Origin of the sequence: Postechiella marina (assembly GCF_039538365.1) — a bacterium.
Taxonomy (GTDB): domain Bacteria; phylum Bacteroidota; class Bacteroidia; order Flavobacteriales; family Flavobacteriaceae; genus Postechiella; species Postechiella marina.
Genome location: NZ_BAABCA010000005.1, coordinates 314595 through 327859, shown reverse-complemented (window position 1 = coordinate 327859; position 13265 = coordinate 314595). Strand labels below are relative to the sequence as shown.

11 protein-coding genes are annotated in these 13265 nt (G+C 30.8%); 5 read left to right on the top strand and 6 right to left on the bottom strand.

Annotated features, from left to right (window positions below):
- The 5 genes from ABD715_RS12970 to ABD715_RS12950 all read left to right on the top strand — a co-directional run bounded on the left by ABD715_RS12970 (position 1) and on the right by ABD715_RS12950 (position 7263).
- Positions 1–2292: a beta-galactosidase gene (locus ABD715_RS12970; RefSeq protein ID WP_344788691.1), complete on the top strand. Its 2292-nt coding sequence runs from the start codon at positions 1–3 to the stop codon at positions 2290–2292.
- 12 nt (positions 2293–2304) lie between these two features.
- The gene (locus ABD715_RS12965; protein WP_344788690.1) at positions 2305–3207 is read left to right on the top strand and encodes a sialate O-acetylesterase; all 903 of its coding nucleotides are present in this window, start codon (positions 2305–2307) and stop codon (positions 3205–3207) included.
- 5 nt (positions 3208–3212) lie between these two features.
- Positions 3213–4094: a sialate O-acetylesterase gene (locus ABD715_RS12960; protein ID WP_344788689.1), complete on the top strand. Its 882-nt coding sequence runs from the start codon at positions 3213–3215 to the stop codon at positions 4092–4094.
- Positions 4095–4101: 7 nt separating this feature from the next.
- A complete protein-coding gene (locus tag ABD715_RS12955) occupies positions 4102–5634 on the top strand; it encodes a sulfatase (RefSeq protein ID WP_344788688.1) in 1533 nt (510 codons plus the stop codon).
- Positions 5635–5748: 114 nt separating this feature from the next.
- A complete protein-coding gene (locus ABD715_RS12950) occupies positions 5749–7263 on the top strand; it encodes a sulfatase family protein (RefSeq protein ID WP_344788687.1) in 1515 nt (504 codons plus the stop codon).
- 36 nt (positions 7264–7299) lie between these two features.
- On the opposite strand, the gene ABD715_RS12945 is transcribed toward ABD715_RS12950, so the two are convergent.
- The 6 genes from ABD715_RS12945 to ABD715_RS12920 form a co-directional block, all read right to left on the bottom strand.
- Complete coding sequence (locus ABD715_RS12945; protein WP_344788686.1) at positions 7300–7953, bottom strand: alpha/beta hydrolase; 654 nt, start codon at positions 7951–7953, stop codon at positions 7300–7302.
- Entirely contained in the window at positions 7954–8292 is a 339-nt protein-coding gene (locus ABD715_RS12940) for a hypothetical protein (RefSeq protein ID WP_344788685.1), read from the bottom strand.
- An 8-nt stretch (positions 8293–8300) separates the two neighbouring features.
- Positions 8301–9557 carry a dihydroorotase gene (locus ABD715_RS12935; RefSeq protein ID WP_344788683.1) on the bottom strand — a complete coding sequence of 419 codons (1257 nt, stop codon included), beginning with the start codon at positions 9555–9557 and terminating at the stop codon, positions 8301–8303.
- A complete protein-coding gene (locus ABD715_RS12930) occupies positions 9554–11479 on the bottom strand; it encodes a BatA domain-containing protein (RefSeq protein ID WP_344788682.1) in 1926 nt (641 codons plus the stop codon). Before ABD715_RS12930 ends, ABD715_RS12935 begins: the two co-directional genes overlap by 4 nt.
- Before the next feature lie 30 nt (positions 11480–11509).
- Positions 11510–12085, bottom strand: a complete 576-nt coding sequence (locus ABD715_RS12925; protein WP_344788681.1) for a magnetosome magnetite crystal formation protein family — start codon at positions 12083–12085, stop codon at positions 11510–11512.
- Between the two features lie 111 nt (positions 12086–12196).
- Positions 12197–13204: a glycosyltransferase family 2 protein gene (locus ABD715_RS12920; RefSeq protein ID WP_344788680.1), complete on the bottom strand. Its 1008-nt coding sequence runs from the start codon at positions 13202–13204 to the stop codon at positions 12197–12199.
- Between the last annotated feature and the right edge of the window lie 61 nt (positions 13205–13265).

Here is a 13265-nt window from a genome sequence, read left to right as displayed (position 1 = left end):
ATGTTTAAATTATATAAAATAGTAAGTGTTTTAGTTATTATATTTTGTTTTCAAAATGTACAATCTCAAAGCTTGGAGCATGCCGCAGAAGAGAAAATTAAAGTATTAGAAAAATTAATTAAGAAAGCAGATAAGAAGGGGATTGATGTTCTTAAAGAGAAAACAACAATTAGAACAGCCGAAGTGTTTTTGCAGTTTGCTAATTGGGACGAAAAAAATGTAAGCGAGAACACCAAGGCTTTTAATTTGGTGCCATCTTATAAACAACAAGCATCTAAAATGGCAGAAGAATTAGCCAATTTTGAACGAGAAGATGTTAATGTAATGTTAGAGGAATCTATTAAAACCCTAAACCTTCTTATTTCTGGAAAAATAAGGAGAAAACCAAGTCCGCATGTAGATTGGACAAAGGTTTCTGTTGATAATGATCAGTTAACGTTTAATAATCGTCCTGTTTTTTTAGCAGATTATACATGGAAACCAGATACAAAAGCGTTATCAGAATATCATGGAAATCAAGACGGATTCTTTTTAACACCATCTTACGTAACCAATGCAGATGGGGTAATTAATCGTCAAAGAATGGAGATGTTAAATTCGAAAACAGACGGTTCTTTAGGATTTATTTTTATGAACCATAAAGGCGTGCCAAAATGGTCTGAAGAAAAATATGGACCAAACTTTAGTATGCGAGAAGATACCTATACAGCTTACGATATTGATAACCCTGGAGCCAGAGAAATTCAAACAAAATTATTAAGTGCTGTAGTTCCTAAAATGGCAGGTAAAAAATTTAGTAAATTAGGGTATATGTTGTGTAACGAACCTCATTTTTATACACATAAAGATGCTAAAAAGAAGAAATTACCTTGGGCTTCTGGTGGTGTTTCTAAATTTACAATCGAAAAATTTAAAATTTGGTTAAAAGAAAAACATGGCTCTATTAACACATTAAATAGTATATGGGGAACAAATTTTGCCAGTTTTAATGCAGTACAAATAGAGATTCCTATAGACATAAGCCTTAAAGGAACACCGGTTTGGTTTGATTGGTCTGTATTTAATATGGATAGAGTAACAGATTGGTACACCTTTTTAAAATCTGAAATAATAAAACACGATGCAGATGCTAAAGTACATTTAAAAATTATGCCAAATCTTTGGACTAATAACAAGCGTGTTCATGGTATAGATCTAGAAGCTTTAACAGATTTAAGTGGCATTATAGGAAACGATTCTGGTGCGGTACATAAATACATTTGGGGTAAACCACATGAATGGGAAAAATATTATGCTTTCGAGTGGCGAGAACTTTGCATGGGATTTGATTTTATGAAATCTGTGAGTCCTAATAAAATTAATTTTAATTCAGAATTACATTACCTATCTACAGTTAGGTCTAGAAATTTATATTTAGACCCTATGTTTGCTAGGGCTTCCTTTTGGTTGGCACATTCTTACGGAATGACAGCAAGCCAAATTTGGTATTGGCCTAGAAATGCAGATGGTTCAATTTCCAAAAAAGCAAAAAATGACAAAGGTTATGCCGGTTCTAATAACCAGCAGCCTAGAGTAACAAACGAAGTTGCAATGACTCTTATCGATTTAAACGCATATGCAGAGGATATCATGTCTATGCAAAGACAACGAAAACCATTAAGGCTTTTTTATTCTAAAACATCGGCTATCAATAAAAACACGCATATGGATGATGTTTTTAAGCTGTATGAGGCTTTACATTTCGAAGGGACACCTTTGGGATTTGTTACTAAAGATATTTTAAATAAACAAAATCATAACACATGGGATGTTGTAATAATTAGTAAAACCCCTTTTGTTACAAGCCAAGAGTCAAAAGCGCTTCAAAACTATTTAGATAATGGTGGTACAGTAATTATGGATAATTTAAGTTTATTAAAAAATGAATATGGTAGGCCTAACTTAAGTTTAAAAGCATCAAAGGGAACTATTATTAAGTTAAATTCTATAGCACAAATAAAAGACAAAGCGTTATCTGTTTTAAAAGAAAGAAAATTACTTTCTGAAGTCTCTATTTTAGAAGAAAATTCGGTAGGAACCAAAGGATGTATTTGGAAAGTTGTTAAAAATACATCTGGAAATCATGTACTGTCGGTTGTTAATGTAGGTAAGTCTAATGCTACTTTAACTATTTCGTTAAACGGAAGTAATAATATATTCTGCAAAGATTTACTAAAAGGAATAGAGGTCGATTCAAATCCTACTTTAAAGCCAAATGAGTTATTTTTTGTTGAGATAAAATCAAATAAATAGTAACCTGTATAAATGAAAAAAGTAAAGTATTTTTATGTAGTTTGTTTAATACTTCTTGTTATTTCTTGTGTATCAAGTAAAAAACAAAGTTTGGCAAAAGAAGTACATGTTGTTTTATTGGGTGGTCAATCTAATATGGCTGGTCATGGAGATTATAATAAGTTAAGCGATAATGTTAAACGTAGAATTGAAGCTGTTTCTAGTCGTGTATTATTAAGCACTTCAAATAATGAACAAATAGAATCAAGACCTTTATCTTATTATATTTCTAAAGACAATAAGAAGTACGACTTTATTAAACATTTTGGTCCAGAATTATTTATAGGTTTAACTTTAGCTGAAGCAAACCCAAATCGAGAATACTTGTTAATTAAAAAAGCAGTTGGAGGTACATCATTATACGGTGCATGGAATGTTAATTGGTCTGCAGAAAAAGCAAATATATCAGAGCGCGGTGAAGCGCGTAAAGCAATGCAACTATATAGTTCTCATGTAAAGAATATCGATATTCAGCTTAATAAAATAGTAGCGTCGGGTAAATCGTATAAAATCCTTGGAATGGTGTGGATGCAAGGCGAATCAGATACAAATAAAGAACTTACAGCAACGTCTTATAGAGATAATTTATACGATTTAATAAGTGCTTATAGAACGCATTTAGGGTTAGCTAAAATGCCGTTTGTTATTGGGCAAATAAATGCTTTGCCAAGAAAATATAAAGAAGGACCAGAGTTGGTGCGATCAGCGATGCAAGAGGTTGCAAATCAAGATTTAAAAGTAAGTATTGTTAATACAACAAACGTAAAAGGATGGATGGATTATCCAAAACATAGTGATGATTTGCATTATAATTATGAAGGGCAAAAACGTTTGGGTAAAGCTTTTGCTGCTTGCTTAATGGAGTTAAACAAATAACTATTATGAAAAATCAAATAACGTTTATATTTCTCTTTCTTGTTCTATTTAGTTTTGGTCAAGAAAAAGATGTTCAAGTTATTTTATTAGCTGGACAATCTAATATGGCTGGAGCTGGTAATTATGAAGATTTAGATGTAGCAACCCTAAAAAGAATTAATGCGGTTTCTAATAGAGTGAAATTTAGCTTTAACGGGGCTTTACCTTTACCGTTGTCTTACACTAAAAATAAACCTAGCAAAAAGTATAATTTTAAAAAGCGTTTTGGCCCCGAGATTTTTATTGGTCTTACATTAGCCGAAAAGTATCCTAATAAAACGTTTTTGTTAATAAAGCGATCTCAAGGCGGAACATCTTTATATGGTGCGTGGAATCCAGAATGGGATGCCGAAAAAGCAAAATTACTTGAAAAAGGAAGTTTTAAACAAAACTTAAAACTATATAGTCTTCACATGGAAGATATTAAATCGAATTTAAAGCGTTTAGAATCTCAAGGTAAAACGTATAATATATCTGGTTTGGCTTGGATGCAAGGAGAAAATGATGCAATTCATGAAGCTTCAGTAAAAAGTTATAAAAACAATTTGTGTAAATTAATTGATGCTTATCGAATAGATTTAAATGTTTCTAAATTACCAATGGTTTTAGGGCAAATAAATTCGCGATATGGTATTGAAGGTGGTGCAGATAGAGTAAGACAGGCTATGGTAAAGTTTGTTAATCAAGATTATTATACATCTTTAATAAAAACATCTAAAGATACGGCTTGGTTAGACTACCCCAAACACAAGGATAATGTTCATTATAACACAGAGGGACAAAAAAGATTAGGTCTGGCATTTGCTAATAGACTTATAAATTTTATTGAAAATATAAAAGGTAAATAAATTTTAAATGAATAAGTATACTATAATAATATTTACGGTTCTATTGTGCTTTGTATCATGTAAAAATACAAATACACCAATAAAAGCGTCGATTAAAAAGCCTAATATCATTTTTGTTTTAGTGGATGATTTGGGGTATGCAGATGTAGGTTTCAATGGTTCGAAATGGTTTGAAACCCCTACGTTAGACGCCTTGGCAAAAGAAAGTTTAGTTTTAGATAATGCTTACATGTATCCAACATGTTCACCATCAAGAACAGCTATATTTACAGGTAAACAATCTTTTAGAACAGGTATTTATACAGTACCTGTTTTAGAGAAAGGAACAGGTCAAGAAAATATTTTTTCTCGCTGGACAGTTGGGAGAGAGCATCCTATTTATGCAGAACCTTTAGCCAAGGCTGGTTATAAATCTATTCATATAGGGAAATGGCATATTGTAGGGCCTTACCCTAAAGAAGAATTAAAAATGAAATTTCCTTTAAAGGAAAAGTTAACACAACCAGATCCTGGAGTTTACGATTGGGCAGAAATTCATAAAACACCAGAAGTGCAACAGTATTACCCAGAAGGAAGAGGGTTTATCAAGAACGTTGGAGGTACTTATAGAGGAGATCCAGCTCTTGAAGTAGGTGGTTATAAAAGTGAAACTGGGGGCTACTGGGCGCCATTTAGTAATCCGTTTATTGAGCAAAAACCAACTGATAATTGGTTAACAGATAGACTAACAGATGAGGCTATTGAATTTATGGATGTGCATAAAGAGGAACCGTTCTTAATTAATTTAGATTATTACGCTGTACATAACCCTATTCGAGCTAGAAGCGAGGAAGGGTTACAAAAGTATTTAAATAAACCAGTAGACTCTTTACTTGGGCAAGGTATGGCTCCAAAAGAAAACAGAAGAAAAAGTCATGCAGGGTACGCAACCATGGTAGAGTCTGTAGACGATAATATAAAACGTATTCTAGAGTATCTAGATAAAAGTGGTTTAAGAGAAAACACTATAATTATATTCACTTCAGATAATGGTTTTCATGGAGGACAAAGCACTAATAAGTTAATGCGAGGTGCTAAAGGTTATATTTACGAAGGCGGTATAAAAGTGCCTATGTTAATTAATTGGCCTAATAAAGTAATACCAAGGCGTAGTGATGCAGCAGTTACAGCTTTAGATGTTTTTCCAACGTTAATGGATGTCGCTGGTGTTAATAACCATAAAGGAGTGTTAGATGGAAACTCGGTTACAGAGTTATTTAAAGAGGATACAAAATTATTTAAGGAAAGACCATTATTTTGGCATGTTGCAAGTCAATATAAACACGGTACTTGCTCTGTTATTAGAAAAAATAATTATAAGTTAATTCAGTTTTTAGCCGATGGAAAACTAGAGTTGTATAATTTGAAGGATGACCCATTAGAGCGTAATAATTTATGGGAAAAGGAACCTCAAACGGCAACGCAAATGAAATTAGAATTAACAAAATGGCGTAAAGAAAATAACGTGCCTTTGCCTCCAAATTCAGTTTTAGAGTTTTAAAGATAGCCTAAGTAGATAAGAATAGATAATTATTGATTTGATTTAGATAATATAATAACGCTTTAAGCGTATTACGTTTCTAATTTTATAAAATGAAATTAACACAAGAGAGATATGAAAATTAAAAGCAATTTATTAACTCTATTAGCGCTAGGTATTTTAAGTATTAGTACAGCACAAAGCAAAAAAACGGGTAAGCCAAACATTTTATTTTGTATTGCAGATGATGCTTCTATGAAAAGTTTTGGAGCATACGGAGATAAATTTATTAATACTCCAGAAATAGATAAATTAGCAAAAGAAGGGCTTGTTTTTAATAATGCTTACAATTGTAACCCTAAATGTGCACCAGCAAGAGCTTGTATTGTAACAGGAATGTATAGTTGGCAATTAAAAGAAGCTACAAACCATTTTCCTGAGTTTCCTAGTCAATTTAAATTTTACCCTCATATTTTAATGAAAAAAGGATATAATGTGGGGTATACAGGTAAAGGTTGGGGACCAGGGAGTTATTCTGGCAATCATAATCCGGCAGGACCTGTGTTTAATACCATAAAATTAATACCGCCACATAAGGGTATTAGTGATATAGATTATGCAGCTAATTTCGATAAATTTTTAAAAGATAAAGGCGATGATAAACCATTTTGTTTTTGGTTAGGCACTAAAGAACCACATCGCTTTTATGAGCTAGATTCGTGGAAAAAAGAAGGTAAAAAACTTGGAGATGCAGAAGTGCCACCATTTTATCCAGATAATGTAACTATACGTGGCGATATCTTAGATTACGCTGTTGAGGTTGAGTGGTTTGATACTCATATTGGTAAAGCTATTAAATCTTTAGAAAAACGAGGTTTGCTTGAAAATACTTTAGTTGTTATAAGTTCTGATCATGGTATGCCATTTCCAAGAGTAAAAGGGCAGTTGTACGAAGAAGGTTTTCATGTGCCTTTAATAGTATATTGGAAAGGACAAATAAAAGCAGGACGTACCGTTAAAGATTTTGTTAGTTTTCCAGATTTGGCTCCTACTTTTCTAGACGTTGCAGGAGTAGATCTTGATGCTCAAATGACCGGGAATAGCTTTAAAGATATTTTGTTTTCTAAAAAATGTGGACAAGTAGATAAATCAAGAGATCATGTTTTACTAGGAAAAGAAAGGCATGATATAGGGCGTTCTAATGAAGATGGAACAGATTTATCGTATCCTGTAAGAGCCATAAGAAACCATAAATATTTTTATGCTCATAATATAAAACCAGAACGTTGGCCAGTAGGAAACCCTGAGTTTGGCTTAAGGAATTGTGATAATTCTCCAACAAAATCATATTTAACTCAATTAAATACTAATGATAAAGAGTATCATTTTTATGAATTAAGTTTTGCAAAACGACCAGAAGAAGAATTATATAATATTCAAAAAGATCCGCATTGTATGAATAACTTAGCAAGTAATTCTAAATACAGAAAAATTTGTGATGATTTACGTAAACAAATGGAAAAAGAGTTAATAGCTCAAGGCGACCCTAGAACACTTGGTAATGGAGATGTTTTTGATAAATACCCATATATGGGTAAACAGTTTAACTATGAAACTGGTGAAATAGAAGGGTTTAGAAAAAAGAAATAAGGTGAATTTACACAGCTTATTTCTTTTTTTTAACGATTAAATGCGCTTGCTTAACCAATCTTTTAACTCGTAAAAATTTTGCGGGGCAACACCATGTCCAACAGGAAATTCAGAATAGGTATTCTTTATTTTAAGTAGATTTAAAAATGGTGTTGTTTGTCTTGCCCAATCTACAGGTATTACTTGATCTACACTACCATGCGAACAGTAAAAATCTAAATTAGAATAATCTTGATTTTTGTTCTCAGGTAATATATCATGATTTATATAACCACTTAGGGCTACGATATTTTTAACTTTTTCTGGATATGATAACGCTACAGAATAGCTTAATATAGAACCTTGACTAAAGCCTAAAAGCGATACATTATTTTTGTTAACAGGATATTTTGTAACTATTTCGTCTATAAATTTAGCAATTAAATCTCTTGAAGAGGCAGCTTGTACGTTGTCATTCCATTTGCCTTGTTCTGCATCAAAATTAATGGCATACCAAGCATTGCCATGTGGTTGCATTGGGTAAGGAGCTCTAACAGAAATAATAAAAAGTTCTTCAGGCAATTCGTTTGCAAAAGAAAATAAATCGTTTTCGTCGCTACCGTAACCATGCATCATGATTAACAGTGGTGCATTTTCAGAAAGACTAGATTTACGAGTAACGTATTGTAGAGATAAGGATGTATTTATCATTTATTTACCTAAATTTTTAAATATTTTTTGATAAAAGGCGCCAACTAATGGCACTTCTTGAGCTTTTCTACTAATGGCGTTAGAGAATCCGTATATAAAAAGAACAGCAAAAAACAGGTAGAAACTAGAAGTTACTAGCCAACTATCAAAACTTCCAATAATATAACCTAAAGCCCAAAAAGTTAGCCATAAACCCAACGATTGTCTAATATGAAAACTAGCAAATACGCTTTGTTTATCGTCTTCATTATTTAAATAATAAGCTATAATAACTCCAATTATGGTTATATAACTTATAATGGCATTTTTTCTGCCTTTTTCTATATCTTGTTCAGTCATTTTTATAATTAAGCGTTTAAAGCAATCTGGTTGTTCGAAATAATACCGTAAACTTTGCCTTTTAAATTTTCATTTTCGAAAATGGCATTTTTCGATTTAGATACTATGTCTTTAGAGGTAAATGTGTATTTAGTATCTGGGTTAAAAAGTGTAATATTAGCTTGGTTGCCTATATTTATAGGTGTTGTATCTATACCAAACCTAGATTTACCTTTAGTTAATAGGTCTACCGTTTTTTTTATTGTAAATAACGTTTGTAGTGCTCCAAAAGCACTTTCTAAACCAATGGTTCCGTATTTTGCATGATCGAATTCTACCTTTTTATGTTCTACATCAATAGGGTTGTGGTCGCTTGTAACCATATCAATAGTACCATCTTTTAAACCTTCAATTAAGGCTAATTTATCGTCTAAGGTTCTTAGAGGAGGTAAAACTTTAAAATGCGTATTAAAATCGGTTAAAGCAGAATCTGTAAAATATAAATTGTGTATGGCCACACTACAGGTAATGTTTAGTTTTTTCTTTTTAGCGTCTCGTATTAGTTGTACAGATTTAGCTGTAGAAATGGTTGGAATATGTAGTTTCCCGCCAGTATATTCTAGTAAAAATAAATCGCGAGCTACTTGCAACTCTTCAGCCAAACAAGGGTTTCCTTTTAAACCAATATATGTGCTTACTACATTTTCGTTCATTACACCAGAACCTGCAATTTTATTTTCTTGTGGGTAAGAACAAACCAAACCATCAAAATTGCTAGCATATTGCAATGCAATTTTCATAAGGTTAGGGTTGGAAATTGGTTTTTTATAATCGTAAAAAGCTTTAGCCCCAGCAGTATTCATGTCAAAAAGTTCTGCTAAATCTTCTCCTTTACTTGCCACTGTAAGCGCACCAATAGGAATTAAGCTAACAGCATGGTTTTGGGCTTTGGCGTTTATAAACGTTATATCTGCATTTGATGCAATTACAGGGTTACTGTTGGCATTTAATCCTACTGTAGTAAAACCAGAAGCAGCTGCTGTTTTAAGTCCGTTTTTTATAGTTTCACGTTCTTCGTAACCAGGTTCTCCAAAAGAGACACTACTATCAAACCAACCTTGAGAAATGTGTAAATTCTCTAGTGTAATTTCTTGGTAATTGTTAGGGTTTTTAAGTGTGCTACCTATGTTGGTAATTATACCGTTTTCAATTAAAATATCTTGAGTTAAATTGTGAAACTCGCTTTTAGAATCTATAATTGTGGCAGACTTTATTAGTATGTTCATTTAAAGTATTTTAAGATGAGCATTTCTATAATCAGTAATACTAATGCAAAAATAACAAACCATTTCCATAGGGCGTTAATTTTTGAGTTACTTTTTATAGTATCGAATATTTTGGTAATAGAATTGCTAGAAGTAATATTTTTAAGCGCAGAAATATCGTGGTAATTTAAATTACTTTCTGTTCTATTATAATTGTAACTTACGTTTTTAATAGTTTCAGTTTTACTTTTAATAGTATAAATGCCAGATTGGTTAGGCAAATTTGTAGTTTTTATAGATACTTTGTTATTAAAATATTGTTGCATTGGTATAATATTAATGTCGTTATTAACCAATTTTAAAACGTCGTCTTGTTGTAAACTTGTAACCACATCAAAATTATTTTCTTTTCCAATATTATAATATAAAATAGGAGACTTTAAACTGTTTTTACCAATGTTGTATAAGGTTGGTACAATAAGTGGTGAATTTGTAAAATTAGAGTTTACAGAGTTTATTGCTGCTAAAAATAGGTAGGTGTTATTGCTTTGTACTAAAAATGGATTTCCGTCTTCATATTTTAAAACCGAAGATCCGTTTTTTAACGTTGTGTTAAAGTGGCTGTTTACCTTAGGATATTGAAAATTTTTAACTTCTTTTTCAAAAACATCATTATTAAAAAGAGGATGATTATAATTAATAGAGGTAATACGTTTTTCGTTTTCTACCAAACCATTTAATACTATTTGATAATTAGATAATAACCCACTGTATGAAGAAGTATTACTGGTTTTAGAAGGAATAATTACTAGGTAACCACCTTGGCTTGTAAAACCTTTTAAAGCATTTATTAGAGCGTTTGGTATGGTTTCTAATTCGTTTAAAATAATAACATGCTGCTTGTTAATTAAATTATAATTTAATTCGTTTGTTTTTGTTGCTGTATAATTAAATTCATCACTTGTATAGATGCGTTTTAAAAAGGAATGGTTAGCAGCATTAATAGATAATATATTGGTTTTTGTAGGCTTGTTTATGTTAAAAAACAAGGTGTTATCAAAGCTTAAATTAGCATCATTAATAACAACTTTTCCGTTTATAATAGTATTGGTTGGTAAAGTAAATGTGGTGTTGGCTGATTTATTTATAGATACCGATGTTTTTGCAATTAATTTGTCGTTATTGTAAAGTGAAATAGGTATATTTTCTATAGTTACGCCTGTGTTTTTAACCAATACAGTAAGCTCTGTATTTGCAGCAGTAGTTTGAGATATATAAACACTATCTATAGCTATATTATTAATATTAACAGGCTTTAACTGTATAAAATGCGATTTGTAAACAGAGTCTGGTTTAATATTAGGTAAATCGCTGTTTTTTTGAAAATCTGAAATAAAAATAATATGTTTTTTAGTATTATTTTGTTTACTAAAAAAAGTTTTAGCTTTAATAAAAGCCGATTGATATGGTATGCTGTTGGATGAAAAACCTAATTGTAATAAATCGTTTTTTAAAGATTTTATTGTTGTGTTTTTATACGTTTTATTGTTTGTTATTAATGTAAATTTATCGTTTTCTGTAACATTGCTAATTATATCTTGTATTGCACGATTTAGTAATTCGCCTTTGTTGCCTTTTGCTTGCAGGCTAAACGAGTTGTCTAAATAAATAACAGTTTCGTTTTTAGTTTTAAACGAGTTATTTTTAGATGTGTAAGGTTGTGCAAAAGCTAGTATTATAGCTGCTAAAAGTAATAACCTAACGCATAGTGTAAGCCATTTTTTTAGTTGAGCACTTTTTCTAGTTTGTAAAACAACATGCTTTAAAAAGGCAACATTGGTAAAGGCTACTTTTTCAAACTTACGCAATTGAAATAAATGAACAATTACAGGAATAAGCAGTAAAAATAAAGCGTAAAGAAGTTCGGGGTGTTTAAACTGCATGTTTTATAAGATTGAACAAATATAAATGAATTATTTTATTAATTTCAAGATATTTGGATATAGTCCGTGTGTTTTTCCTTGACTTGTTTTTATGGCAAAGAGAATGGGTAAAATGATGTTTATTAAATTAGATATTAACCAAAAGAATATTAGGAATTTAAAATTTAGAAAACTATTTGTAATATGAAATATATGTGCCACTATAAATAAAATAAGGCTTAAGTAGGTTACAGCACTCCATAAAACTTGAAAATTTAAAAGGTTTGCTCCAATAGGTTTTAAATGATTTATCTTATCTTTTTGTGTTACCCATATTATTAAAGGGATTAGAATATTGCCTAACGGAATTATAAACATAGATAAAACAGAAAGGTGTAAGCCAATTGAATAATTGGTGTTGTTTTCTTTTTTAGAATCTAGTAGGTTTTCAATATTTATATTTAAAGCATTACAAATTAAAAGTAGCGTTTTTCCCCTTGGTTCGTTTTCGTTATTTTCTATACGCTGTATGGTTCTTAAATTAACCTTAGAGGCTTCTGCTAGTTCTTCTTGTGTTAAACCTTTTCTTTTTCTAGCGTCGTTAATTTTATTTCCAATTTTATTCATAATTACTTTTTATTATTCTTTGTCAAAGTTAATTATGAAAAGGAGTTTTTGATAGCGGTTTATTAATGACATTTTTACGACATTTTTGTTTAATCTTTGTATTTGCAGCACTTAACAAAAGAAAACATAATCTTCTATATTCTTTTTATCTAAACTTTTTAAATGGTCTAAAATTTGAGATTGCTCAGTTTTATTAGCAACCGTAATTATGCTTTGCGTATTTTTATTTTTATTTAAAAAAGTAGTAGGCTTTAAAATTTTGCCATAAATATTATGACCAATTTTATTTGGGTTATCGCAAATCCATTCAAAATTAATTTTTTTATTAATTAGATACTTAGCAATTTGTTTCCCTTTTTTGCCTGCACCCCAAAGTATTAAGGTTTTATTTTTATCAAAATCTAAATCTAAAAAATAATTTAATTTTAAAGGTATAAAATGGTTTTCTGCGTAATGTTCGTCTGTTCGCGATGCACGAGAACTGTAATCGCGCCAATTATGTATTACTTCGTTGCACGAAATACATTTAAAATTGTGTTTGTAAAAACGAAAAGCTAAATCGTAATCTTCAGGGTATGTGTTAAAATTAAAAGCTCCGCAAGCCTCTAAATCTTCTCTGTAAACCATCCAGCAAGGCGATGGAATAACACATTCTTTATAAATTTCAGAGTAATTACTTCCTGTTTTAGTTAAGTTATTAAGCCAAATCTCGTAATTTTTATAGCCATCTTTAATACCATCTTTAGAAAAATAATTAACTAAGCCCAAAGCCACATGCTGTTTTCCGTGTTTTAATAAACTGTTGGCTAAAACATTAAGTTTATTAGAGGACATAACATCGTCGCTATCCATGCGAGTAATTAATTTGCCTTTACTTGTTTTAAAAGCAAATTTTAGCGCATCAATAATACCTTTTCCGGGGTTTTTTAAAAGATTAATTCTAAGGTCTTTATCTGCTAATTTTTTAACTATAGTGTAACTAGAATCAGTAGATCCGTCGTCTACAATAAGTAATTCCCAATTAGTATAATTTTGTTTTATAATAGACGTCACACATTCAGCTATAAAATTTTCAGTATTTTTAAAAGGAATAAGAATGCTTATTAATAAGTTTTGCATGTAGCGAATATAGTAAAAACATGTTTTTAACATAACCTTAAGAAGGCAGAATGTAACATAA